We start from the raw sequence: 24,827 nt of genomic DNA on the forward strand, positions 1-24,827 counted from the left end.
CCGGACGAGTGCGCAGCGCGAAGATCCGGGACCGACGCCTGAGCTCAGCGCTTCCGGCGGTCCCGGATCTGCGCTTCGCTTGTCCGGGATGACAGGCGTTTGTGGAGTTGGATTTCGAAGATGACGTTCAAGCCCCTCGTCCTCGCCGCCGTCCTGTTCGCGACGCCGGCCCTCGCCCAGGCGCCCGCCGATCCGCCGCCGTTCAAGGCGACCAAGATCGTGCTGGTCGGCGACTCCACCACGGCCGTGAACAGCGGCTGGGGCGGGGTGTTCTGCGGCACGCGGGTGACCTCGAACATCGCCTGCGTGAACCTGGGTCGCGGCGGGCGCAGCACCAAGACCTACCGCAGCGAAGGCTCCTGGGCCCTGGCCCTGGGCGAGGCGAAGGGCGGCCCGTTCGCCGACACCTACGTGCTGATCCAGTTCGGCCACAACGACGCCTACGGCCGGGCCGAGCGGCTGACCGACCTGAAGACGCAGTTCCCGGCCAATCTGAAACGTTATGTCGAGGAGGCTCGCGCGGCCGGCGCCCATCCGGTGCTGGTCACCCCGCTGTCGCGCCGGCAGTTCAAGGACGGCAAGCTGATCGACGACCTGATCCCGTGGGCCGACGCGGTCCGCGCGGTCGCCGCCGAGACCGGGACGCCGCTGGTCGACCTGAACGCCCGCAGCGCCGCGGCCGCCCAGGCCCTGGGACCGCTGAAGGCCGCCGCCTGGGCCGAGGGTCCGCCCTCGCCCGAGTTGGCCAAGGCGCTGGCCGGCGGCACGACCGTGGGCGTGAAGTTCTTCGAACCGCCGATCCCCGGCGCCGCGCCCGTGCCGATGGACCCGCCGGGGGCGGCGCCCGCGAACCCGTCGAAGTTCGACTACACCCACCTGGGCCCCGAGGGCGCGGCGGCGTGCTCGAAGATCATCGCCGAGGAACTGGTGAAGGCGGTTCCCGCGCTGGCGCGCAACCTGGTTCCGTAGCCGCCGCCGGGGACACGCCCATGGGCATGTCCCCTATCGCGAGCCTCGCTGCTATTGAGCCGCCGGCGCCGCCGGAGCCTTCGCGTCGGGCAACGCCGGGCCGCTGAACTCGGACTCGATGCTGACGTCCACCTCGTCGCTGACGCCCATGGTCGAACCCGGCGCGGGGACGCCGCCGCCGATGCCGAACTCCGAGCGCTTGAACACGCCGTGGGCCGAGAAGCCGATGCGGGCGTGCGGGTCCATCGGGTGGCCGGCGTAGCCGCCGTTGAAGGTCGCATCCAGCACCACCGGCTTGGTCACGCCGTGCAGGGTGAAGTCGCCGGTGATCCTGGCCGTGTTGGCGCCGGTGACCTCGACCTTGGTTGAGCGGAAGGTGATGGCCGGATACTGGCCCGCGTCCAGCCAGCTCTTGCCGGTCAGCTCGTCCTTGAAGCCGGCCGGCGGGCTGGGCAGGGTCAGCGACTTGGGATCGATGGTCGCCTCGACGCTCGAGGTCGAGGGATTGGCCGGATCGAACTTCAGCTTGGCGTCGAAGTCGCTGAACCGCGCGGTGTAGTGCGAGAAGCCCAGGTGATTGACCTTGAACGACAGGCTCGCGTGGCTCTTGTCCAGCGTGTAGTCGCCGGCCGGCACCTGCGGCATCACGAACTTGTCGGCCGGCGCTGAGGCGGACGGCGCGGCGGCGGGAGTCTCGGCCTTCTTGGCGGTCGGCGGCGAGCAAGCCCCCAGGGCCAGGGCGGCGGCGCCGGCCATCAGCCAGGAGACCTTGGGCCAGGAAGCCTTGGGGAGGGCGTGCGGAACGGTCGAAAAGGTCATGGCGTCTTCCCTACTAAGTTGGCGGCCGCACCCTTCCGGTCAAATCCGAGGCGCACGGTCCCACGAAGGACGCAGCACCGTGCACGGATCCGACATCGGGCCGGCCTTTTTCTCGTCGCGACTTGACGTTACGGAAGGGTCGGTGTTGCTGTCCACCCGCTACGTCGGCCCGATCCCGCCCCCTGGAGACGGTTCTTGAGCAGTTACGCGGCTTCAGCTCAGCAGTTGCCGGATCGTGGCCATCAGCACGCGGGCCAGAGGCTCGCGGTCGGTGTCGGGGTGATTGACCGCCCGGATGATCATGCCGTCGAACAGCAGCCCCACGGCCTCGCAACGCGCCTCGAACTCGGCGTCGCTCCATTCGGGCCTGCGGCTGCGGTCGAGCATGGCCTGGGCGTAGACCCGCTCCTGCTGGTCGGCGGCCTGCAGGATCGCGGCGACCTTGGGATTGCGGCTGGCCTCGGCCAGGACCTCCAGCGTCAGGGCCGCGCGGCGCAGGTCGAAGCACTTGTCGACGGCCTCGGGCATGTGCTCGCTCATGGCGTCCAGCAGGTCGCCGGGCCGGCTTTCCATCTCGGCGAACTTCTCGCGCATCTCGGCCAGGTCCTGGGCGACGATGGCGGCGATGATCGCCTCCTTGTTCTCGAAATAGCGGTAGATCTGGCCCACGCTCAGGCCGGCGGCCTTGGCGATCTCGGCCATGCTGGCGCCGTGGAACCCCGCCTGCCGCACGCAATCGCACGCGGCGTCCAGAATCTGCTGCCGCCGCGCTTCCGGCGTAGGCCTCAGCGTCGTGTTGGCGTCGTCAGTCATCGAAAGCTTCGCTTCCCAATTAAATTTCCGTCACGTCAAGCTGGACGGAACCCCCGAGGTTGACTTGCGACAACCTCGGACCTATGTCCAGCCCCGTTGAGAATGAACGTTCATTCTCATGTTGGTCACCAACAGGGCGTCGTCAAGGCTGAAGGCCTGCGACGCCCTGTCGCTCCTGGGGTTTCTGCATGTCTTTCGACCGTTCTCGCGCCGCTCTGTCGGCGGCCTCCCTGGCGGCCATCGCTCTAACCCTGGCGGCCTGCGGCCCGGGCAAGGGCGGAGCCGGCGGCATGGGCCCCGGCGGCCCGACCCCGGTCGGCGTCATCGTCGCCAAGACCGAGCCGGTCACCCTGACCTCCGAACTGACCGGCCGCACCTCGGCCTACCTGGTCTCGGAAGTGCGCCCGCAGGTCGGCGGCATCATCAAGGCCCGCCTGTTCCAGGAAGGCGGCTATGTCCGCGCCGGCCAGCCGCTCTATCAGATCGACCCGGCCACCTATCAGGCCGCCTATAACAGCGCCGCCGCCGGCCTGGCCCAGGCCCAGGCGACCGCCACGGCCGCCAAGCTGAAGGCCGACCGCTACAAGGGTCTGGTCGAGATCAACGCGGTCTCCAAGCAGGACAACGACGACGCCCAGGCCGCCGCGCTGCAGGCCGTCGCCAACGTCGCCGCCCAGAAGGCCGCCGTCGACGCCGCCCGCATCAACCTGGGCTGGACCAAGGTGGTCTCGCCGATCTCGGGCCGCATCGGCAAGAGCTCGGTCACCCCGGGCGCCCTGGTCACCGCCAGCCAGGCCACGGCCCTGGCCACGGTCCAGGACCTGTCGAAGATCTATGTCGATCTGACCCAGTCCTCGTCCGACATGCTGAAGCTGCAGGCGGCGCTGAACAGCGGCCAGCTGGGCCGCTCGGGCTCGGCGCAGGTGACCCTGACGCTGGAAGACGGCTCGGTCTACCCGATCTCCGGCCGCCTGGAGTTCTCGGACGTCACCGTCGACCCGACCACCGGCTCGGTCGGCCTGCGCGCCACCTTCGACAATCCGAACGGCGTGCTGCTGCCCGGCATGTATGTCCGCGCCCAGCTGGGCAAGGGCGTCGCCAACAGCGGCATGCTGATCCCGCAGGCGGCCGTCAGCCGCGACCCCAAGGGCAACGCCACCGTGATGGTGGTCGGCGCCAAGGGCGCGGCCGAACCCCGCCAGATCGTCACCACCCAGACGGTGGGCGACAAGTGGCTGGTCAGCTCGGGCCTGAAGGCCGGCGACCAGGTCATCGTCGAGGGCCTGCAGAAGGTCCGTCCCGGCGCTCCGGTTAAGCCGGCCGTCATCACCGCCCCCGCTGCTCAGTAAGGCCGGCCCCTCATGCTTTCCCGTTTCTTCATCGATCGGCCGATCTTCGCCTGGGTCGTCGCGATCGTCATCATGCTGGCGGGCGCCCTGGCCATCCGCACCCTGCCGATCGCCCAGTATCCCGACATCGCCCTGCCCCAGGTCTCGGTCAACGCCATCTATCCCGGCGCCTCGGCCAAGACCGTCGAGGACAGCGTCACCCAGGTCATCGAACAGAAGATGAAGGGCCTGGACGGCCTGGATTACATGTCGTCGACCAGCGACAGCTCGGGTTCGGCGACCACCACCCTGACCTTCAAGGCCGGCACCGACATCGACATCGCCCAGGTGCAGGTCCAGAACAAGCTGCAGACGGCCACCGCGCTGCTGCCGCAGGAAGTCCAGCAGCAGGGCCTGACGGTCGCCAAGTCGGCCCGTAACTTCCTGCTGATCGTCGGCATGTATTCGGACGATCCGAAGACCACCAACACCGACCTGGCCGACTACATCGCCAGCAACCTGCAGGACCCGCTGAGCCGCGTCGACGGCGTGGGCGAGGTCCAGCTGTTCGGCGCGCAATACGCCATGCGCGTGTGGCTGGATCCGACCAAGCTGGCCAGCTACAGCCTGACCCCCGCCGACGTGATCGCCGCCATCCGGGCCCAGAACGCCCAGGTCTCGGCCGGCCAGCTGGGCGGCGTGCCCAACGTGCCCGGCATCGGCCTGAACGCCACGATCACGGCCCAGTCGCGCCTGAGCACCCCGGCCGAGTTCCAGAACATCATCGTCAAGAACAGCCCCGGCGGCGCCATCGTGCACCTGCGCGACGTCGCCCGCGTGGAGCTGGGCGCGGAAAGCTACGGCTTCGGCGCCAAGTACAACGGCAAGCCCGCCGCCGGCCTGGCCATCCGCCTGGCCCCCGGCGCCAACGCCCTGAACACCGCCGACGCCATCAAGGCGCGGATGGCCGTGCTGGAGAAGAACTTCCCGGCCAACTTCCGGTACGTCATCCCCTACGACTCCACGCCGTTCGTGAAGCTGTCGATCGAGGAAGTCATCAAGACGCTGGTCGAAGCCGTCGTGCTGGTCTTCATCGTCATGTTCCTGTTCCTGCAGAACTGGCGCGCGACCCTGATCCCGACCATCGCGGTGCCGGTCGTCCTGCTGGGCACCTTCGGGGTGCTGGCGGCCTTCGGCTACTCGATCAACACCCTGACCATGTTCGGCCTGGTGCTGGCCATCGGCCTGCTGGTCGACGACGCCATCGTCGTGGTCGAGAACGTCGAGCGGGTGATGAGCGAGGAAGGGCTGTCGCCCGTCGAGGCCACACGAAAATCGATGAACGAGATCACCGGCGCCCTGATCGGCATCGCGCTGGTCCTGGCCGCGGTGTTCGTGCCCATGGCCTTCTTCGGCGGCTCGCAGGGCGTGATCTACCGTCAGTTCTCGATCACCATCGTCTCGGCCATGGGCCTGTCGGTGCTGGTCGCCCTGATCCTGACGCCGGCCCTCTGCGCCACCCTGCTCAGGCCGGTCAGCCGGGGTCATGGCGAGCCCCTCAACACCGATCACCAGGGCCCGCTGGGCCCGGTGGTCAACCTGTTCAACCGCTTCTTCAACTGGTTCAACCGCAACTTCAACGACGTCAGCCAGCGCTATCAAGGCCGGGTGCGCAACCTGCTCGGCAAGAGCGGGCGCTGGATGCTGGCCTATGGCGTGATCATCCTGGTGATGGGCTTCCTGTTCATCCGCCTGCCCAGCGCCTTCCTGCCCGAGGAAGACCAGGGCACGATGTTCACCATCGTCCAGCTGCCGCCCGGCGCGCCGGAAGAACGCACCCAGGCCGTGCTCGACACCGTGCGGAACCACTTCCTGGTCGACGAGAAGGAGTCCGTGCAGGCGGTGTTCACCGTCGCCGGCTTCAGCTTCGCCGGCGCCGGCCAGAACGCCGGCCTGGCCTTCATCCGCCTGAAGGACTTCGACGAGCGCAAGGCTCCCGAGCGCAAGGCCCAGGCCGTCGCCGGCCGGGCCATGGGCAAGTTCATGCAGATCCGCGACGCCATGGTCTTCGCGATCGTGCCGCCGGCCGTGCCGGAACTGGGCACCTCGTCGGGCTTCGACTTCCAGCTGCAGGACGTCGGCGGCGTCGGCCACGACGCCCTGGTCGCCGCGCGCAACCAGGTGCTGGGCATGGCCGCCCAGGATCCCACCCTGGCCGGCGTGCGTCCCAACGGCCAGGACGACACCCCGCAGCTGAAGATCGACATCGACCAGGCCAAGGCCGGGGCGATGGGTCTGACCACCGCCGACATCAACGCCGCGCTCAGCGCCGCGTGGGGCGGTTCGTACGTCAACGACTTCATCGATCGCGGCCGGGTCAAGAAGGTCTACGTCCAGGCCGACGCGCCCTACCGCATGCGTCCGGAAGACCTCAACAGCTGGTATGTCCGCACCAGCACCGGCACGATGGCGCCGTTCAGCTCGTTCGCCACCACGCACTGGATCTACGGCTCGCCGCGTCTTGAGCGCTACAACGGCCTGTCGTCGCTGAACATCCAGGGCTCGCCCGCCCCGGGCAAGAGCTCGGGCCAGGCCATGGCCGCCATGGAGAAGATCGCCGCCCAGCTGCCGCCGGGCATCGGCTTCGAATGGACCGGCCTGTCGGCCCAGGAACGCGAGTCCGGCAACCAGGCTCCGGCCCTGTACGGCATCTCGATCCTGGTGGTGTTCCTGCTGCTGGCGGCCCTCTACGAGAGCTGGTCGATCCCGCTGTCGGTGATCATGGTCATCCCGCTGGGCATCGTCGGCGCCCTGCTGGCCACCACCTTCCGCGGTCTCAGCAACGACATCTACTTCCAGGTGGGCCTGCTGACGACCATGGGGCTGGCGTCCAAGAACGCCATCCTGATCGTCGAGTTCGCCAAGGACCTGCACGAACAGGGCATGGAGCTGGTCGAGGCGACGGTGGAGGCGGTCCGCATCCGTCTGCGTCCGATCATCATGACCTCGCTGGCCTTCGTCTTCGGCGTGCTGCCTCTTGCGATTTCGAACGGGGCTGGATCGGGGAGCCAGCACGCGATCGGCACCGGCGTGATCGGCGGCATGATCTCGGCGACCCTGCTGGCGATCTTCTTCGTCCCGCTGTTCTTCGTGATCGTCGAGCGGGTCTTCAAGCCCAAGCCGCGCCGTCACGACGAACCCACCACGACTCCGGCCGAGAGCCACTGAGATGCTTGTGCGTAACCTGACCCTCACCCTGCTGGCGGCCTCGGCCCTGAGCGCCTGCACGATGGCGCCCAAGACCGTCCGCCCGACCCTGCCGGTGGCCGACGCCTGGCCGATCGCGGGCGCCAACACCGGTTCGACGACCACGGCCGCCGACCTGGGCTGGCGCGACGTGTTCATCGATCCGCGCCTGCAAGGCGTGATCGACCTGGCGCTGGCCAACAACCGCGACCTGCGCGTGGCGGTGCTCAACATCGAGCAGTCCCGCGCCCAGTACCGGATCCAGCGCGCGGCCCTCGTGCCGGCCGTCGGCGCCTCGGCGACCGGGACGAAGGGCGAAAGCTCGTCGGCCCAGGTCATCGCGGGCGGCGACCGCTCGGTCGAGCTCTACACCGCCAGCGTCGGCGTCACCTCCTGGGAGCTCGACCTGTTCGGCCGGGTGCGCAGCCTCAAGGACGCGGCCCTGCAGAACTATCTGGCCACGACCGAGATCAGCCGTTCTGTGCGGATCAGCCTGATCGCCCAGACGGCCAACGCCTGGCTGAACCTGGCCGCCGACCAGGACCTGCTGGCCCTGTCCGAAGAGACCCTGCGCACCCGCCAGGAGACCATGGAGCTGGTGCGCCGGCGCTTCGAGGCCGGCGCCATCTCGCAGCTCGAGCTCAGCCAGGCCCAGACCCTGGTCGAGGCCGCCCGCAGCGACGTGGCCACCGCCGTCGCCCTGGTCGAGCAGGACAAGAACGCCCTGCGCCTGGCGGTCGGGACTGACGTGCCCAACGACCTGCTGCCGGCCGGCGGCCTGGTCACCGCCCAGATCCTGCGCGACCTGCCGGCCGGCCTGCCGTCCGACGTGCTGACGCGTCGTCCCGACGTGCTGGCCGCCGAGCACCAGCTGGCCGGGGCCAACGCCAATATCGGCGCGGCCCGCGCGGCCTTCTTCCCGACCATCAGCCTGACGGGTTCGACCGGGGTGGCCAGCAACAGCCTGGACAGCCTGTTCGACAGCGGCAACGGGGCCTGGAGCTTCGCGCCGCGCATCAGCCTGCCGATCTTCGCGGGCGGCGCCAACGTGGCCGGTCTCGACAGCGCCAAGGCCGGTCGCGACATCGCCGTGGCCAACTACGAGAAGACGGTCCAGACCGCCTTCCGCGAGGTCTCCGACGGCCTGGCCGTGCAGTCGACCATCGCCGAACGGGTCGGCTCGCAGGAGCGCCTGGTCGCCGCCGCCAACGACACGGTCCGCCTGTCGCAGGCCCGCTACGGCGCGGGGATCGACAGCTCGCTGTCCGTGCTGGACGCCCAGCGTACGCTCTACACCTCGCAGAAGACCCTGATCGTCGCCCGCCTCGCGCGGGAGACCAACCTGGCCACGCTCTACAAGGCGCTCGGCGGCGGGGCTCCCCCCGTCCGCTGAGGCCAAACAGATCCCCCGTCCCCAGCGGGGGAGTGCTGGCGACGTCACCCCCCCCCCGACGCCGCCAAGCCGGAAGGGGCGCGCACCCCCCAAATCCCGCGCGCCCCTTCTACTTGGGGGATCCGCCGTTCGTCGCGGCCGGCGCTCGGCTCGTCGCGAATGACCGCGAGTTCACTTTACCGCCAAGCCCGGAACGGCGACCAAGGGTCCAGGGCGCGCGCCACGGCGCCCGCATCGGGGGTAGGAACATGCGCGCGATCTTGCGGTCCTTGGGCGGCCTTGTCTGGGGCGGAGCGGCCGCGATCGGCCTGATGCTCGCGACGAACCCCGCCTTCGCCGCGCCCGCGCGCCCCGCCCCGCCCGCCAGGCCGGTCGCCATCCCGCTGGAGCCCTATCTGGGCGTGCTCTGGTCGTTCCAGGCGGACGTCGACGGCAAGCCGCGCCGCTTCCTGCTCGACACGGCCGGCGGCATCACCGTGATCTCGCAGCCCTTCGCCGACTCCATCGGCTGCAAGCCCTGGGGCCGGGTCACCGGCTTCCGGATGCGGGGCGACCGGGTCGACGCGCCGCGCTGCGACGACGTCGGCCTGACGGCCGCGGGCTTGCCGCTGAAGGCCCCGACCGCCGGGGTCATCGACTTCTCGACCCTGCTGCCCAAGGACGCCCCGCCGCTGGACGGCTCGGTGGCGCTGGACGCCTTCGCCGGCCGCGCCGTCACCCTGGACCTGTCCGGCCGCCGGCTGATCGTCGAGACGCCCGACAGCCTGAAAGCCCGCGCCCGCCAAGGCGTCGAGGTGCCGGTCCGCTTCAGCCGCGAGGCGATGGGCCTGGCCCTGACGCCGTTCGTCGCCGCTCCCACCGCCAAGGGTCGGATCTGGCTGGAACTGGACTGCGGCAGCACCGGCGCCCTGGTGATCGGCAAGCACGTCGCCGACCTGCTGGGCCTGGATCCGGCGATCCAGAAGGGCCAGTCCGTGGAGATGACCCTGGTCGGCGGTCCGAAGATCAGCGGCAAGGTGCTGGTCGAGGACATGATCCTGGACGGCAACATCGGCGTCCCGGCGCTTCAGCAGTGGGTGGTGACACTGGACCTGGCCGAGGAGCGGGCCTGGATCGCGCCGGCGGGGCGTTAGGAACGCCGACGGGGACATGCCCTTGCGGCGTGTCCCCAAGTCTCGCTCTGCGTCTGATGGGGACACGCCGCAAGGGCATGTCCCCGGCTTGTTCTCCTACCGCTCCCGCCGCCACTCCGAGATCGGGATCGACCCGTCCGGGCGCGGGGTCGGCACCTGGTAGCTGAGGCTGTCGGCGGTCAGGGTGTATTTGCGCCGCTGCTCGGTCCCGTCCCAGTTGGCGAACGACGCGCCCTCGATCCGGAAGACCAGCACGTCGGCGGCCGGGTCGATGGCGACGGTTCCGTAATGGGTGGACGATCCGATCACCGCGCCGGACAGCTCTTCCGGCGTGGCCTTGGCCTTGTCGCCCGAGGCGATGCGCGGGCGGTCGCCGTCGAAGATCTGCAGGCTGTAGCGGCCCTGGGCGTCGATGATCAGCCGTCCCTTCGGGTGCTGGCCGTAGTCGCGGGCCCGCGAGCCGTCGGGCTTGAGGCGGTCGGCCGCCGCCAGGGTCCAGGTTCCGGCCAGGGAGGGCTCGGCCGCGATCGCCGCTCCGGCGATCATTGGCGCCAGCAACGTGGTCGCCAGCGCCAGACCCGCGCCGAGGCGACGTTTCGTGATCGATTTCATCTTGCCCTCCAGCATGTAACCTATTTATCAGGTTATCTTGCGGACCATCGGCGAAGCACCGTAACCTGTCAATCCGGTTTGGAGCGCGGCATGACGACGGCGAAGGCGGAGATCCGCGACGGGTTCAAGTTTCGCGGCGGCAGTCCGGCCCTTGACCTGGCGGCGACGATGGTCGGCCGGCTGGGCGCCGCGCCGCGAGACCTGCTGGCCACGCCCGCCGACCTCGACCGCTGGCTCGTGGCGGCGGAGCTGGCCCAGGCCGCGCCGGGCGCCACCGAGGGCAACCTGGTCCAGGCCCGGTCGCTGCGCGAGGCCCTCTATCGCCTGGCCCTGTCGCGCGCCGAAGGGACCGCCCTGCCCGACGCCGACCGCGAGCTGCTGAACGGCTACGCCGCCCTGCCCGCCGCGCCGCTGCAACTGGGCGCCGACGGCCGCGCCCACCTGGCCGGCGACGTGCGAGGCCTGCTGGCGGAACTGGCCCGCGAGGGCGTGTCGCTGCTGGGCGGCGATTTCGGCGACCGCATCCGCCAGTGCGAGGGCCCGCCGTGCGCGGTGCTGTTCGTCGACACCTCCCGCAAGGGCGACCGCCGCTGGTGCTCGATGAGCGCCTGCGGGAACAAGGCCAAGGTGGCGGAGTATCGGAAGCGGGAGCGGGGCTCTAGCTTTGCAAACACAACGGACTAAAGTCGAGCTTGCAGACCGGCGGGAGCAAGTACGTGCAAATAGCGCAGCAGCTACCACTACCCAGGTGCCCGCACTGCTCCGTTCCTCGACCTCAAATTAGGAAACTATGGGCACCGGATAACTTCGTCCCCCGGGGCGATGGAGGCCCACCGAGTAGATGGGCGGTTTATGTTTGCACGAACTGCGGTTCTCTAGTGACAGCAAAAGGCTATCCAGGCGACGGAGCGAACAATGCCCATATAGCCGCTATCTTCCCCGAAGGCCGGGCGGTTCACGAAGATATACCCGAGCCCGCGAAGACATTCCTACAACAGGCTTTCGACACCCTTCATGCGCCGGACGCTGCGGCTGTGATGTCGGGTTCGGCGGTCGATGCAATGTTGAAGAGTTTTGGACTGCGAGATGGTTCGCTATATTCCCGAATTGATGAAGCCGTCGGGAAAAACATACTGACGGGTGCCATGGGGGATTGGGCCCACGAGGTGCGCCTCGGGTCAAACAGACCTAGGCATGCGGACGAAAAGAAACCTCACGTCACCCCTGACGAAGCGAAGCAATCTGTCGAATTTGCAGAGGCTTTAGGTCAGTTTCTATTCGTCCTGACAGCAAAAATTCGCCGGGGAACCGAACAGGCCAAACAGGCATCTGCGCAATAAATCAGAGCGGCAGTTGCACCGTGCTCTTCACCTCTTCCAGAACCGCATAGGTCCGCGTCTCGCGCACGCCGGGCATCTTGACCAGGATGTCGCCGAGGAAGTTGCGATAGGCCTCCATGTCGCGCACCCGGGCCTTGATCAGGTAGTCGAAGCCGCCGGCCACCATGTGGCATTCCAGGATCTCGGGCGCCCGGCGCACCGCCGCGCCGAACTCCTCGAAGACGTCGCCGGTCGTGCGGTCCAGCACCACCTCGACGAAGATCAGCAGGGCGCGGTCGACCTTGGCCGGGTCCAGCAGGGCCGCGTAGCCGGTGATGAAGCCCCGCTCGCGCAGCCGCCTTACACGGTCGAAAGTGGCGGCCGGCGACAGGTTGCAGCGTTTGGCCAGCTCCGCGTTGGTGATGCGGCCGTCGGCCTGCAGGACCCGCAGAAGCCGGCGATCGGTGTCATCTAGAGCGGACATGGCCATTTCCCGTTTTCACCGAAGATAATTCGGAATTTTATATCGACAAACAAAGCACCTTCACAAGAAGCAGGACTATACCCTCGATCGTCCTAGCGAGCTTGGCCGCCACTCCCCCCTCGGCGCCCCGGTGGACTAGGATCAGCCTCCGCCACTCCCCCCCCGGCGGAGCGCAGACGCGGCGCCCTCTCCCCCGTAGGCGCCGTGTGAGAGCGGAAGGGACGCGCGACCTCCCCCGTATCGCGTCCCTTCCCACCTCTCCCCTTCCCCATCCCGCACCCGACGATCATGCTCCCGCACGCCGGGCCGCGGCCGCTTGTCGCGCGTCTGGAGTGGACGACGACTTTCGGCGATTTCGCCGAAGATCGTACAGCGTGACAACGCAACAAACGAAGCACCTTCGAACAAGCCGACGATATAGCGACGATATTCTATAACGAGGCGACCATGACCGATTGGGACTCCCTGGACGACGGCAAGTACCGCGACGAAGCGACGGTGATCGCCGACCTGCTGGCCGCCCAGGCCCTGAGCAGCGAAGACCGCGCCGCCGTCCGCGCCGAGGCCGAGGCCCTGGTGCGCGGCGCCCGCCGCAGCGTCCGCAAGCAGGGCGTGGTCGAAAGCTTCCTGCAGGAGTTCAGCCTCGGCACCCGTGAAGGCCTCGCGCTCATGTGCCTGGCCGAAGCCCTGCTGCGCACCCCCGACGACGACACCCGCGACAAGCTGATCGCCGAGAAGATCGGCTCGGCGGATTGGGCGTCCCACCTGGGCGGCAGCGACAGCCTGTTCGTCAACGCCTCGACCTGGGGCCTGATGCTGACCGGCAAGATCGTCGAGCCCGACGACCAGGCCCAGAAGGACCTGCCGGCGTTTATCAAAAAGATCGCCGGCCGCCTGGGCGAGCCGGTGATCCGCGCCGCCGTCGGCCAGGCCATCCGCATCATGGGCGAGCAGTTCGTGCTGGGCCGCACCATCGAGGCGGCCATCAAGCGCGCCGCCAACGACGGCGACATTTGCAGCTTCGACATGCTGGGCGAAGGCGCCCGCACCGCCGCCGACGCCGCCCGCTATGAGAAGTCCTATGCCGACGCGATCCTGACGGTCGGCAAGCTGTCCAACAAGGCCGGCCCCGAAGCCGGCCACGGCGTGTCGGTCAAGCTGTCGGCCCTGACGCCGCGCTACGAGGCCACGCAAGAGGCCCGCGTCTGGGACGAGCTCTATCCGCGCGTCCTGCGCCTGGCCAAGATCGCCGCCAAGTACGACATCAACTTCACGATCGACGCCGAGGAAGCCGACCGCCTGGCCCTGTCGCTGAAGCTGCTGGACCGCCTGTGCCGCGAGCCCGAGCTGGGCGCGTGGACCGGCCTGGGCCTGGCCGTCCAGGCCTACCAGAAGCGCTGCCCCGAGGTGATCGCCCGCCTGACCGCCCTGTCCAAGGAGACCGGCCGCCGCTTGATGGTCCGCCTGGTGAAGGGCGCCTATTGGGACAGCGAGATCAAGCGCGCCCAGGTGGCCGGCCGTCCGGACTATCCGGTCTATACGACCAAGCCCGCCACCGACCTGTCGTACCTGGTCTGCGCCAAGGCCCTGATCGAGGCCGCTCCGCACCTCTACGCCCAGTTCGCCACCCACAACGCCCACACCCTGGCGGCCGTGGTCCGAATGTCGAAGAACGCCGGCGTCAAGATCGAGCACCAGCGTCTGCACGGCATGGGCGAGGCGCTCTACAAGGCCGCCGACGACCTCTATGACGGCGTCGTCCTGCGGGCCTACGCCCCGGTGGGCGGCCACGAGGACCTGCTGCCCTACCTGGTCCGCCGCCTGCTGGAGAACGGCGCCAACACCAGCTTCGTCCACGCCCTCCTCGACGAGCGGGTGCCGGTGGAAAAGGTGGTGGTCGACCCGATCACCGCGGTCGAGGCCCATCCCGACCGCCACGCCAAGATCCCGACGCCGACCGACGTTTATGGCCCCCGCCGCAAGAACAGCGCGGGCCTGGACCTGTCGGTGAAGGCCGACCGCGACCGCCTGGCCGCCCACGTGGCCGAGTTGGACAAGCTGACCCTGTCGTCCGGCCCGCTGATCGGCGGCAAGCTGACCGCCGGCGCCCCGCCGATGCCGGTGCAGAGCCCGACCGACCACGAGCGCGTGGTGGGCGTGGTGTCCGAAGCCCAGCTGCCGCAGATCGACCAGGCCTTCAAGCTGGCCCGCGCCGCCCAGCCGACGTGGGACCAGGCCGGCGGCCCCGCCCGCGCCGAGGTCCTGCGCGCCATGGGCGACGCCCTGGAGGCCAATCTCGAGCGCCTGTGCGCCATCCTCGCGCGCGAAGCCGGCAAGACCCTGCCCGACGCCATCGCCGAGGTGCGCGAGGCCGTCGACTTCTGCCGCTACTACGCCAAGCTGGCCGAGGAGCAGTTCGGCCTGGGTGGCGAGGTGCTGCAAGGCCCGGTCGGCGAGACCAACACCCTGCGCCTGGCCGGTCGCGGCGTGTTCGTCTGCATCAGCCCGTGGAATTTCCCGCTGGCCATCTTCACAGGCCAGATCGCCGCCGCCCTGGCGGCCGGCAACGCGGTGCTGGCCAAGCCGGCCGAGCAGACCCCGCTGATCGCCTACGAGGCCGTGAAGCTGTACCACGCCGCCGGCCTGGACCACCGCCTGCTGGCCCTGCTGCCGGGTCGCGGCGAGACCGTCGGCGCGGCCCTGACCGCCCACGAGGGCCTGGACGGCGTGGCCTTCACCGGCGGCACCGACACCGCCTGGCGGATCAACCAGACCCTGGCCCAGCGCCAGGGCCCGATCGTGCCGTTCATCGCCGAGACCGGCGGCCTCAACGGCATGTTCGTCGACACCACCGCCCAGCGCGAACAGGTGATCGACGACGTGATCCTGTCGGCCTTCGGCAGCGCCGGCCAGCGCTGCTCGGCCCTGCGCCTGCTGTTCCTGCCGGAAGACACCGCCGAGCACATCATCGACGGCCTGGAGGGCGCGATGGACGCCTTGGTGATCGGCGACCCGGCCCTGGCCGTCACCGACGTCGGCCCGGTCATCGACCCCGAGGCCAAGGCGGCGCTGGACAAGCACCTGGCGCGCCTGAACCACGAGGCCAAGGTGCTGCACACCCTGCCCGCCCCCGAGGCCGGCACGTTCTTCGCCCCGGTCCTGGCCGAGATCCCCGCCGCCGACTTCCTGGAGCGCGAGGTGTTCGGCCCGGTGCTGCACGTGGTGCGCTACCGTCCGGAAGACCTGGAACAGGTGGCCGGCGCCCTGGCGGCCCGCCGCTACGGCCTGACCCTGGGCGTCCACTCGCGGATCGAGAGCTTCGCGGCCGACGTCCAGCGCCTGGTCCCGGCCGGCAACGCTTACGTCAACCGCTCGATGACCGGCGCCGTGGTCGGCGTCCAGCCGTTCGGCGGCGAGGGCCTGTCCGGCACCGGCCCCAAGGCCGGCGGTCCTCACGCCCTGCTGCGCTACGCGGTCGAGCGGGCGCTGAGCATCAACATCACGGCCCAGGGCGGCGATCCGACGCTGCTGAACCTGTAGAACGCCGCGGAAACCCTCGGCCGACGGGAAGAGGGCGGGATCAGGCCCCCGCCGCCTTCACGTCGGCCGGCGCGCCGGCAACCGAGGTAACGGCGGTCCGCTACGAGTGGTTAGCAGACCTGTCATCCGCATGATAAGACCCCCGCCCCTCGTCCATGCGACTATGCTGGACAGGGTTTTTAGACGCTTAGGAGAGGCCCAAATGAGCAGGGTGCTGGTTATCGGCGCTGGCGGCGTGGGTTCGGTCGCTGTCCACAAAATGGCGATGAACAAGGACATTTTCTCGCACATCACGCTGGCGAGCCGCACGAAGTCGAAATGCGACGCCATCGCTCAGTCCGTGAAACAGCGCACCGGCGTGACCGTCGACACCGCGGCGATCGACGCGGACGACGTCGCCGCGACCACGGCGCTGATCAAGGCCGTGCAGCCCGCCCTGGTGGTCAATCTGGCCCTGCCCTACCAGGATCTCAACATCATGGACGCCTGCCTGGCGGCCGGCGTGAACTACCTGGACACGGCCAATTACGAGCCGCGCGACGAGGCCAAGTTCGAATACAGCTGGCAGTGGGCCTATCAGGACCGCTTCAAGGACGCCGGCCTGATGGCGCTGCTGGGCAGCGGCTTCGACCCGGGCGTGACCTCGGTGTTCACCACCTATACCAAGAAGCATCTGCTGGACCGGATCGACACGCTCGACATCCTGGACTGCAACGGCGGCGACACGGGCCTGCCCTTCGCCACCAACTTCAATCCCGAGATCAACCTGCGCGAAGTGACCGCCCCGTCGCGTCACTGGGAAAACGGCCAGTGGATCGAAGGCCCCGCGCTGAGCCACAAGCAGGTGTTCGACTTCGACCAGGTGGGCGAAAAGAACATGTACCTCATGTACCATGAGGAACTGGAATCCCTGGCCAAGTTCTACCCCGAGATCCAGCGCATCCGCTTCTGGATGACGTTCGGCGACTCCTATCTCAAGCACCTGGAGGTGCTGGAAAACATCGGCATGACCCGGATCGAGCCGATGATGTTCCAGGGCCGCGAGATCATCCCGATCGAGTTCCTCAAAGCGCTGCTGCCCGAGCCGTCGTCGCTGGGGCCGATCACCAAGGGCAAGACCAACATCGGCACGATCGCGACGGGCGAGAAGGACGGCAAGGCCCGGACCGTCTACGTCAACAACATCTGCGATCACCAGGAAGCCTATGCCGAGACCGGCAACCAGGCGGTCAGCTACACCACGGGCGTGCCGGCCATGATCGGCGCGGCCCTGATGCTGACCGGCCAGTGGAAGGGCGCGGGCGTGTTCAACATGGAGCAGCTGGATCCCGACCCGTTCATGGACATGCTGAACCGGCACGGCCTGCCCTGGAACGTCCAGGACCTGGCGGCGCCGCTGGCGTTCTGACGACGATGGAAACCCAGGCCGGCGGTCCCGGCGCCTTCGCACGCTTCGACCTGAACCGCGTCCCGTCGCCCTGTTTCGTGGTCGACGAGGTCGCGGTGCGCCGCAACCTGGCCACGCTCAAGGACGTCGGCGACCGGGCGGGCGCCAAGGTGCTGCTGGCGCTGAAGGCGTTCTCGATGTGGTCGCTGGCCGACGTCGTGGGCGAGTATCTGGACGGCGTCTGCGCCTCGGGCCTGTGGGAGGCGCGGCTGGCGCGCGAGCACTATCACGGCCACCTCACCACCTATTCGCCGGCCTACAAGCGCCAGGACCTGCCCGAGATCCTGCGGCTGTCCGACAGCGTGATCTTCAACTCGCCCGACCAGGTGGCGCGGTTCGCCGACCTCGTCGCGGCGGCGCGCGAGCAAGGCCAGGTGTTCGACATCGGCCTGCGCCTGAACCCCGAGCACAGCGAGGCCGAGGTCGCCAAGTACGATCCGTGTCAAAGGGGCTCGCGCCTGGGCTTTCCGGTCTCGCAGCTGCGCCCGGAGCATCTGGAAGGCGTCGACGGCCTGCACGTCCATGCCCTCTGCGAGCAGGGGTTCGAGCCGCTGCAACGGATCTGGACGTCCCTGGAGCCGAAGCTCGAGGGGATGCTGGGCGGCCTGAAGTGGCTGAACCTCGGCGGCGGCCACCACATCACTCGCGCCGACTACCGCAAGGACGACCTGGTCGCCCTGCTGGCCCAAATCGCCGAGCGCCATGGGCTGCAGGTCTATATCGAACCCGGCGAGGCCATCGCCCTGGACGCGGGCGTCCTGGTGGGCGAGATCCTCGACACCTTCGAGAACGGTCTGCCCGTCGCCGTCACCGACATCTCGGCCACCTGCCACATGCCCGACGTCATCGAGGCGCCCTATCGGCCGGCGATGCTGGACGAGCGTGAGGTGGGCGTGTCGGTCAGGATCGGCGGCCCCTCGTGCCTGGCCGGGGACATCATCGGCGACTACGTCTTCGCCTCGCTCCCGGCCCCGGGAACGCGCATCGCCTTCCTCGACCAGGCGCACTATTCGATGGTCAAGACCAACACCTTCAACGGCGTCCCCCTGCCCGCGATCGCGCTGTGGAACAGCGACACCGACACGCTGAGACTGGTCCGGCAGTTCGACTACACGGACTTCCGCGACCGGCTTTCCTGAGTACGTCCGCGCCCCGTCGGGCCTCCATGGAGCGTCTTGCCGCCCCTCCCCGGGAGAGAAAAGACGCACATTCTGAAATCAATTTTATTTAATCCCTTCCCCAGCGCCGCCACCTCCCGCTAGGCTGCGTCAAAACAAGGGGAGGCAAGCATGCTGTCGAGACGCCATCTGCTGGTCGCGGGCGCCGCCGCGATGGTCGCGAGCCAGGCCCGCGCCGCTGACACCCCCTCCCCCGCCTTCGTCACCGTCAAGGACGGCCGCCTCAGCCTGGGCGGCGAGCCCTATCGCTTCGTCGGGGCGAACCTCTGGTACGGGGCTTGGCTGGGCTCGCCGGGGGTCTCGGGCGACACCGCGCGGCTGGGTCGCGAGCTGGACCGGCTGAAGGCCCTGGGCGTCACCAACCTGCGCATCCTGGGCGCGGGCGAGACGTCACCCGCCAAGGTGGCGATCTCCCCCACGTTCCGCGGTTCCGGCGAGGACTACGACCAGGACCTGCTGACGGGGCTGGACGTGGTGCTGGCCGAAATGGCCAGGCGCGACATGAAGGCGGTGATCTACGTCAACAACTTCTGGGACTGGTCGGGCGGCATGCCGGCCTATCTTCGTTGGACCGGCAACGGCCAGTGGTTCCAGCAGGGCGACCCGGCCCATCCGTGGCCGGAGTTCGCCGACTACTCGGCCCGCTTCTACGGCGACGCCAAGGCCCAGGCGCTGTTCCAGCACTACCTGCGGGCCCTGGTCGGCCGGGTCAGCAGCGTCACCGGCAAGCCCTATCGCGACGACCCGACGATCATGGCCTGGCAACTGGCCAACGAGCCGCGCCCGGGCGGCAGCGAGGCGTTCGGCGTGCCCAACCTGCCGACCTACTATCGCTGGATCGCCGACACCTCGGCCCTGATCAAGTCGCTGGACCCGCGCCACCTGGTGACCACCGGCAGCGAGGGCGCCATGGGCTGCCTGCAGCGCGAGGCCTGCGTGGTCGAGGCCCACAAGCCGGCCAGCATCGACTACCTGACCCTGCACGTCTGGCCCAACAACTGGGGCTGGATCGATTTCAAGAACCAGCCGGCCACCTATGCGGCCGGCGAGGCCAAGTGCCGGGACTACGTCACCCGCCACATCGCCATCGCCAAGACCATGGGCAAGCCGCTGGTGATCGAGGAGTTCGGTCTGATCCGCGAGGACCGCGCCTTCACGCCGGGCGGCCCGACCACGCACCGCGACCGCTTCTACAAGATGATGTTCGGCCTGGTCGAAGCCGACATGAAGGCCGGCGGTCCCCTGGCCGGCACCAACTTCTGGGCCTGGAACGGCGAGGGCCGCGCCCAGCATGCCGACGCCTGGTTCAAGATGGGCGACCGGGCCTACGTGGGCGATCCGCCGCAGGAGGAGCAGGGCCTGTTCGGGGTGTTCGACGCCGACGCCTCGACGTTGGCCGTGGTGCGTGAGCATGCGAAGGCGGTTCACGCCCTCTAGGCCCTCCCCCCATGGGGGAGGTGTCGGCGCAGCCGACGGAGGGGGGAGTGATGGTGAGGTGGGACCAATCCCCCCACCGGCGCCTTCGCGCCGCCTCCCCCACAGGGGGAGGACCTTCAGGTTCGCGGCCTCTTCCGAGAACCCCAAAAAGGGGTTGTCACCGGTGTCATGATCCGTGGTAGCGATTCCGCCGAACGCGAGCCCAACCGCGTCGGAGGAAGCTCATGGACCATCTCCAAGTCGATCGTCGCGGCCTGATCGCCGGCGCGGGCGCGGCCCTCGCCCTGGCCTCGAGCCCGGCCCTGGCCGCCAAGCCCGGCCCCGTGGTGACCACCACCTACGGCAAGGTGCGCGGCGCGACCGGCGAAGGCGTCCAGGTGTTCAAGGGCCTGCGCTACGGGGCCGACACCGGCGGCGCGGGACGCTTCATGCCGCCCCAGCCGCCCAAGCCCTGGACCGGCGTCGCCGACGCCCTGGCCTACGGCGCGGCCTGTCCCCAGGGCAAGGGCGAGAGCGGCGAGAGCCAGAGCGAGGACTGCCTGTTCCTCAACATTTGGACGCCCGCCACGGCGGGCAAGAAGGGTGGGCTGGAAGACGGCAAGAAGCGGCCGGTGATGTTCTACATCCACGGCGGCGCCTACAACACCGGCTCGGGCGCCAGCCCCTGGTACGACGGGACCAAGCTGGCCAAGCGCGGCGACGTCGTGGTGGTCACGGTCAACCACCGGCTCAACGCCTTCGGCTACCTGTACCTGTCCCGTCTGTTCGATGATCCGTCGGTGGCCGACAGCGGCAACACCGGCCAGATGGACCTGGTCCTGGCCCTGCAATGGGTGCGCGACAACATCGCCGCGTTCGGCGGGGATCCGAGCAACGTCATGCTGTTCGGCCAGTCGGGCGGCGGCGCCAAGATCGCCACCCTGATGGCCATGCCCAGCGCCAAGGGCCTGTTCCACCGCGCCGCCACCATGAGCGGCCAGCAGGTCACCGCCGCCGGTCCGTTCAACGCCACCAAGCGCGCCAAGGGCTTCATCGACAAGCTGGGCGTCAAGGACCTGGCCGCCCTGCGCGCCCTGCCCGCCGAGACCTTCCTGGGCGGCCTGAAGGCCACGGACCCGATCGCCGGAAGCGGCGGGGTCTATATGGGTCCGGTGCTGGACGAGCGGACCCTGACCCGCCACCCGTTCTTCCCCGACGCCTCGCCGGTGGGCCTGTCCGTGCCGATGATGTGCGGCAACACCCATGACGAGACGCGCGGCTTCGTCGGCTATGACAAGACCCTGCTGGACATGACCTGGGAGCAGGTGATCGCCAAGCTGCCCAGCCAGTTCAACGCCCGCATCGACATCGACCCGGCCACGGTGGTGGCGGCCTATCGCAAGATCTATCCGAACTACACGCCGTCGGACGTCTATTTCGCGGCGTCGACGGCGGGCCGCTCGTGGAAGGCTGCGATCATCCAGGACGAGGAACGCGCCCGTGCCGGCGCCCCCGCCTGGGCCTACCAGCTGGACTGGCGCGCGCCCAAGGACGGCGGCGCCTGGGGCGCGCCCCACACGCTGGACATGCAGCTGGTGTTCGGCAACTTCGACGCCCCCGGCGTGATCACCGGCTCGGGTCCGGACGCGGTGGCCATGCACGAACGGCTGGCCGACGCCTTCATCGCCTTCGCGCGGACCGGCAACCCCAACACCTCGTCCCTGCCCAACTGGCCGCCCTACGACCTGACCCAGCGCCAGACCATGGTGTTCGACAACGTCTCGCGCCTGGAGAACGACCCGCGCGGCGCCGAGCGCGAGCTGTTCAACAAGGTCCCGTTCATCCAGTTCGGGACTTAAAAGAAAACCCTCTCCCAGAGGGAGAGGGCGGGGCCCGCCGCGTAGCGGTGGGAGGGTGAGGGGTTACACCCTCACCGTTTTCACGCCGACGCCTGCCGGCACGCCGGCTACCTCTCACCCTCCCAAGCTTCGCTTGGGTCCCTCCCTCTCCCCATGGGAGAGGGTGAGAAAGAGGCTTTCTACTTCGCCGCGTCCATCAGCCCGGCGAACCGCTCGAACAGGTACAGGCTGTCCGTCGGCCCCGGCGAGGCTTCCGGGTGGTGCTGCACCGAGAACACAGGCTTGTCGGTCAGGGCGATGCCGGCGTTGGTGCCGTCGAACAGCGAGACGTGGGTCTCGGTCACCGCCTTCGGCAGCGAGGCGCTGTCGACGGTGAAGCCGTGGTTCATCGAGACGATCTCGACCTTGCCGGTCGTCAGGTCCTTCACGGGGTGGTTGGCCCCATGGTGTCCCTGCTCCATCTTCACGGTCTTGGCGCCCACCGCCAGGGCCAGCATCTGGTGTCCCAGGCAGATGCCGAACACCGGCTTGCCGCTGGCGACCAGTTTCTGGATTTCGGGCACGGCGTATTCGCCGGTCGCGGCCGGGTCGCCCGGGCCGTTGGACAGCAGCACGCCGTCGGGATTGCGGGCCAGGATGTCCTCGGCCGAGGTGTTGGCCGGCACCACCGTGGCGCGGGCGCCCACGTGGGCCAGGGCGCGCAGGATGTTGCGCTTGACGCCGTAGTCCAGGACCACGACCTCGTACTTCGGCTTGTCCAGCTTGGCGTAGCCTTCCGGCCACGACCACAGGCCCTCGTCCCAGGTGAAGGTCTGGGTGGTCGAGGCGTCCTTGGCCAGGTCCAGGCCTTCCAGGCCGGCCCAGGCCTTGGCCTTGGCGACCAGGGCGTCCAGGTCGAACTGGCCGGTCGGCGAGTGGGCGATCACGCCGTGCGGCATGCCGGTCTCGCGGATCTTGCGGGTCAGGGCGCGGGTGTCGACGCCGGCCAGGCCGATCATGTTGCGACGCTTCATCCAGCCGTCGAAGTCGCTGTTGGCGCGCCAGTTGGCCTGGTCGGTCGGGGCGTCGCGGAAGATCGCGCCGCGGGCGGCCGTCTCGGCGCCGCCGGCCATCTGCTCCAGGTCCTCGAGGTTCGTGCCGACATTGCCCACGTGCGGGAAGGTGAAGGCGACGATCTGGGCCATGTAGGAGGGGTCGGTCAGGATCTCCTGGTAGCCGGTCATGGCGGTGTTGAAGCACACCTCGCCGACCGCATCGCCGGTCGCGCCGCAGCCCACGCCTTGCAGGATCGTGCCGTCGGCCAGGGCCAGAACGCCGGTAACGCCGGGGAGAAGGTCTTTGGACATCTCGAAAAGCGCCTCCAGAACGCGCGCCCCGAGGGGCAGGTCATTGTCGCAAAAAGGCGGGCGAGGAGTAACCCCTGCCCGCGTCCGGCTAACGCCKGACTCTGCTTGCAAGAAGGCGGTCGGGCTTTTGGCCCGACCGCCGCGCAAACGGCGGCGTGTCTAGGGGGGTATGGCGGGGGGGTCAACCCCTCTGATCACGGGAGTCGGGGCGTCCGCCCACATTCCCGTGATCAGTGAAAGAGTCCCCTCGCGCGGGAAGCCCTCAAGCCCTTATGCTGGAAGGGTTAAGCGCCACAATAAGCATTAGAACACGGGAGGACGGCCCATGCTCGAACTGCGCCCCAATTGCGAGTGCTGCGATCGCGACCTGCCGCCCGACAGCGCGGACGCGCGGATCTGCACCTTCGAATGCACCTTCTGCATCGACTGCGTGGAGACGCGATTCTCCGGGGTCTGTCCCAACTGCGGCGGCGACCTGTCGGCGCGGCCGATCCGGCCGGTCGCGGCCCTGCATCGCTTCCCCGCCTCGCTGAAGCGCGTCTACAAGGCCCATCCGGCCTGCGCCAGCGTGCGCCCGCCGCCGTCGGACACGCGACAGCCGCCGCCGTCCTGGGCCTGACCGCGCGCACCGTCTCTTCGGCGCCACAGCTGGAACAACTTGTCGCGGGGCGGCATCCATCGGCGACGGCCCCGCGTTAATCTCTTGAGGCTCATGGTGGAGCTTCAAGGAGTTGATCCCATGAGCACGCTCGTCGCCCGCATCGCCCCCGCCGCCGACGCCGGCTGGTTCGGCCTGGTCGAGACGAGCCTGCGCGTGATGCTCGTGGCCGCCGTCCCGGTCGCCGCGGCGATCTTCCTGCTGCAGAGCTTCTAGGCGCGAAAAACCTATCTTGGCCGTGGGAACGTCGGGTAGCCGACATCGTTAGGTCTGGTGCGGGCGGGGGCGCTCTAACTGTATCTGTACCTGTGCATGACCCATCCCCATGACGACGCCCACGAAGAACCAGCTTCGGCCGTTTCGACGAACCTGACCGAGCAGATGCTCCACCTGACCAACCGGTTCGAGGAGGAACGTCTCAAGCTCGAGGAACGCACGTTCCGGACGGACGGTGAAAACCCGGACGACGGCGGCGACAAGGAAGGCTGACGGCTCTCCCCTTTTTTCCTGGCGTCTTTGCCTAGGGCGCCGACGCGGCGTATCACCCGGCCGAGACCCGGAGAGCCTTCCATGCCCGTCACCACCGTCGGTATCGACGCCGACGACACCCTTTGGCACAACGAGACCATCTTCCGCCTGACCCACAAGCGGTTCGTCGAGTTGCTGGCCCCCTATGGCGACGAGGCGCAGATCGAGGCCAAGCTGGCCGAGACCGAGAAGCGCAACCTGCGGCTCTACGGCTACGGGGCCAAGGGCTTCACCCTGTCGATGATCGAGACGGCGATGGAGCTGACCGACAGCCAGGTCAGCATCGGGGTGATCCGCCAGATCCTGGCCTCGGGCCGCGAGATGCTGACCGAGCCGGTCGAGCCCCTGCCCGGCGTCGAGAAGGCCCTGGCCACCTTGTCCGAGCGCTACCGCCTGGTGCTGATCACCAAGGGCGATCTGCTGCACCAGGAACAGAAGCTGGCCGCCTCGGGCCTGGGCGACCTGTTCGCCGCCGTCGAGATCGTCTCGGAGAAGGACGCCGACACCTATCGCCGGGTCTTCGCCCGCCACGGCACGGGCCCGGAAGCCGCGGTGATGGCCGGCAATTCGGTGAAGTCCGACATCATCTCGGCCCTGGACGCCGGCGCCTGGGCGGCCCTGATCCCCTACCCGCTGGTCTGGGCGCATGAAGCGGCGACGGCGCCCAAGGAGCACGCGCGGTATGCGGAGTTGGGCTCGATCGGGGAACTGCCAGGCTGGGTGGATTCGCTCGCTTAAA

21 protein-coding genes are annotated in these 24,827 nt (G+C 68.8%); 16 read left to right on the forward strand and 5 right to left on the reverse strand.

Translation table 11 applies throughout. The annotated features are described in order from the left end of the window. Nucleotides 1–120 precede the first annotated feature (120 nt). A complete protein-coding gene (locus AC1DMQ_RS03835; RefSeq protein ID WP_477032221.1) occupies nucleotides 121–969 on the forward strand; it encodes a rhamnogalacturonan acetylesterase in 849 nt (282 codons plus the stop codon). 51 nt (nucleotides 970–1,020) lie between these two features. On the opposite strand, the gene AC1DMQ_RS03840 is transcribed toward AC1DMQ_RS03835, so the two are convergent. After that, on the reverse strand, nucleotides 1,021–1,788 hold the full coding sequence (locus AC1DMQ_RS03840; RefSeq protein WP_477032222.1) for a YceI family protein: 768 nt from the start codon (nucleotides 1,786–1,788) through the stop codon (nucleotides 1,021–1,023). Between the two features lie 213 nt (nucleotides 1,789–2,001). Next, nucleotides 2,002–2,601 carry a TetR/AcrR family transcriptional regulator gene (locus tag AC1DMQ_RS03845; protein ID WP_477032223.1) on the reverse strand — a complete coding sequence of 200 codons (600 nt, stop codon included), beginning with the start codon at nucleotides 2,599–2,601 and terminating at the stop codon, nucleotides 2,002–2,004. 188 nt (nucleotides 2,602–2,789) lie between these two features. On the opposite strand from AC1DMQ_RS03845, the gene AC1DMQ_RS03850 reads away from it, so the two are divergent. From AC1DMQ_RS03850 to AC1DMQ_RS03865, 4 genes are all read left to right on the forward strand, one after another. Then, the gene (locus AC1DMQ_RS03850; protein WP_477032224.1) at nucleotides 2,790–3,950 is read left to right on the forward strand and encodes an efflux RND transporter periplasmic adaptor subunit; all 1,161 of its coding nucleotides are present in this window, start codon (nucleotides 2,790–2,792) and stop codon (nucleotides 3,948–3,950) included. Nucleotides 3,951–3,962: 12 nt separating this feature from the next. Continuing rightward, nucleotides 3,963–7,157 carry an efflux RND transporter permease subunit gene (locus AC1DMQ_RS03855; RefSeq protein WP_477032225.1) on the forward strand — a complete coding sequence of 1,065 codons (3,195 nt, stop codon included), beginning with the start codon at nucleotides 3,963–3,965 and terminating at the stop codon, nucleotides 7,155–7,157. A gap of 1 nt (nucleotide 7,158) precedes the next feature. Beyond that, nucleotides 7,159–8,568: an efflux transporter outer membrane subunit gene (locus AC1DMQ_RS03860; protein ID WP_477032226.1), complete on the forward strand. Its 1,410-nt coding sequence runs from the start codon at nucleotides 7,159–7,161 to the stop codon at nucleotides 8,566–8,568. A 248-nt stretch (nucleotides 8,569–8,816) separates the two neighbouring features. Next, on the forward strand, nucleotides 8,817–9,701 hold the full coding sequence (locus AC1DMQ_RS03865) for a pepsin/retropepsin-like aspartic protease family protein (protein ID WP_477032227.1): 885 nt from the start codon (nucleotides 8,817–8,819) through the stop codon (nucleotides 9,699–9,701). Nucleotides 9,702–9,797: 96 nt separating this feature from the next. Here AC1DMQ_RS03865 and AC1DMQ_RS03870 read toward each other — a convergent pair whose 3' ends face one another. Next, the gene (locus AC1DMQ_RS03870) at nucleotides 9,798–10,313 is read right to left on the reverse strand and encodes a lipocalin-like domain-containing protein (RefSeq protein ID WP_477032228.1); all 516 of its coding nucleotides are present in this window, start codon (nucleotides 10,311–10,313) and stop codon (nucleotides 9,798–9,800) included. A gap of 90 nt (nucleotides 10,314–10,403) precedes the next feature. Between AC1DMQ_RS03870 and AC1DMQ_RS03875 the strand changes: the two genes are divergently transcribed. Beyond that, a complete protein-coding gene (locus AC1DMQ_RS03875) occupies nucleotides 10,404–10,997 on the forward strand; it encodes a CGNR zinc finger domain-containing protein (protein ID WP_477032229.1) in 594 nt (197 codons plus the stop codon). 194 nt (nucleotides 10,998–11,191) lie between these two features. Continuing rightward, entirely contained in the window at nucleotides 11,192–11,653 is a 462-nt protein-coding gene (locus AC1DMQ_RS03880; protein WP_477032230.1) for a DUF4145 domain-containing protein, read from the forward strand. Nucleotide 11,654: 1 nt separating this feature from the next. On the opposite strand, the gene AC1DMQ_RS03885 is transcribed toward AC1DMQ_RS03880, so the two are convergent. Further along, nucleotides 11,655–12,122 (reverse strand): Lrp/AsnC ligand binding domain-containing protein, encoded by a 468-nt coding sequence (locus AC1DMQ_RS03885; protein ID WP_477032231.1) that lies wholly within the window; start codon nucleotides 12,120–12,122, stop codon nucleotides 11,655–11,657. Between the two features lie 441 nt (nucleotides 12,123–12,563). Here AC1DMQ_RS03885 and putA point away from each other — a divergent pair, with 441 nt between their 5' ends. The 5 genes from putA to AC1DMQ_RS03910 all read left to right on the forward strand — a co-directional run bounded on the left by putA (nucleotide 12,564) and on the right by AC1DMQ_RS03910 (nucleotide 21,556). Continuing rightward, entirely contained in the window at nucleotides 12,564–15,656 is a 3,093-nt protein-coding gene (putA, locus tag AC1DMQ_RS03890) for a bifunctional proline dehydrogenase/L-glutamate gamma-semialdehyde dehydrogenase PutA (protein ID WP_477032232.1), read from the forward strand. 202 nt (nucleotides 15,657–15,858) lie between these two features. Next, nucleotides 15,859–17,064 carry a saccharopine dehydrogenase family protein gene (locus tag AC1DMQ_RS03895; protein WP_477032233.1) on the forward strand — a complete coding sequence of 402 codons (1,206 nt, stop codon included), beginning with the start codon at nucleotides 15,859–15,861 and terminating at the stop codon, nucleotides 17,062–17,064. A 5-nt stretch (nucleotides 17,065–17,069) separates the two neighbouring features. After that, nucleotides 17,070–18,242 carry a carboxynorspermidine decarboxylase gene (locus AC1DMQ_RS03900; RefSeq protein WP_477032234.1) on the forward strand — a complete coding sequence of 391 codons (1,173 nt, stop codon included), beginning with the start codon at nucleotides 17,070–17,072 and terminating at the stop codon, nucleotides 18,240–18,242. Between the two features lie 150 nt (nucleotides 18,243–18,392). Further along, on the forward strand, nucleotides 18,393–19,718 hold the full coding sequence (locus AC1DMQ_RS03905; RefSeq protein WP_477032235.1) for a glycoside hydrolase 5 family protein: 1,326 nt from the start codon (nucleotides 18,393–18,395) through the stop codon (nucleotides 19,716–19,718). A gap of 224 nt (nucleotides 19,719–19,942) precedes the next feature. After that, nucleotides 19,943–21,556, forward strand: a complete 1,614-nt coding sequence (locus tag AC1DMQ_RS03910) for a carboxylesterase/lipase family protein (RefSeq protein ID WP_477032236.1) — start codon at nucleotides 19,943–19,945, stop codon at nucleotides 21,554–21,556. A 179-nt stretch (nucleotides 21,557–21,735) separates the two neighbouring features. Here AC1DMQ_RS03910 and carA read toward each other — a convergent pair whose 3' ends face one another. Further along, nucleotides 21,736–22,902, reverse strand: coding sequence for a glutamine-hydrolyzing carbamoyl-phosphate synthase small subunit (carA, locus tag AC1DMQ_RS03915; RefSeq protein WP_477032237.1), 1,167 nt, complete (start codon nucleotides 22,900–22,902; stop codon nucleotides 21,736–21,738). Between the two features lie 325 nt (nucleotides 22,903–23,227). On the opposite strand from carA, the gene AC1DMQ_RS03920 reads away from it, so the two are divergent. The 4 genes from AC1DMQ_RS03920 to AC1DMQ_RS03935 all read left to right on the forward strand — a co-directional run bounded on the left by AC1DMQ_RS03920 (nucleotide 23,228) and on the right by AC1DMQ_RS03935 (nucleotide 24,826). Next, nucleotides 23,228–23,521: a DUF1272 domain-containing protein gene (locus AC1DMQ_RS03920; RefSeq protein WP_477032238.1), complete on the forward strand. Its 294-nt coding sequence runs from the start codon at nucleotides 23,228–23,230 to the stop codon at nucleotides 23,519–23,521. A 120-nt stretch (nucleotides 23,522–23,641) separates the two neighbouring features. After that, nucleotides 23,642–23,776 (forward strand): hypothetical protein, encoded by a 135-nt coding sequence (locus AC1DMQ_RS03925; RefSeq protein ID WP_477032239.1) that lies wholly within the window; start codon nucleotides 23,642–23,644, stop codon nucleotides 23,774–23,776. Between the two features lie 96 nt (nucleotides 23,777–23,872). Next, nucleotides 23,873–24,049, forward strand: coding sequence for a hypothetical protein (locus AC1DMQ_RS03930; protein WP_477032240.1), 177 nt, complete (start codon nucleotides 23,873–23,875; stop codon nucleotides 24,047–24,049). Between the two features lie 81 nt (nucleotides 24,050–24,130). Beyond that, nucleotides 24,131–24,826, forward strand: a complete 696-nt coding sequence (locus AC1DMQ_RS03935) for an HAD family hydrolase (RefSeq protein ID WP_477032241.1) — start codon at nucleotides 24,131–24,133, stop codon at nucleotides 24,824–24,826. Nucleotide 24,827: the final 1 nt, after the last annotated feature.

It is taken from the genome of Caulobacter sp. 05L422 (assembly GCF_056397765.1).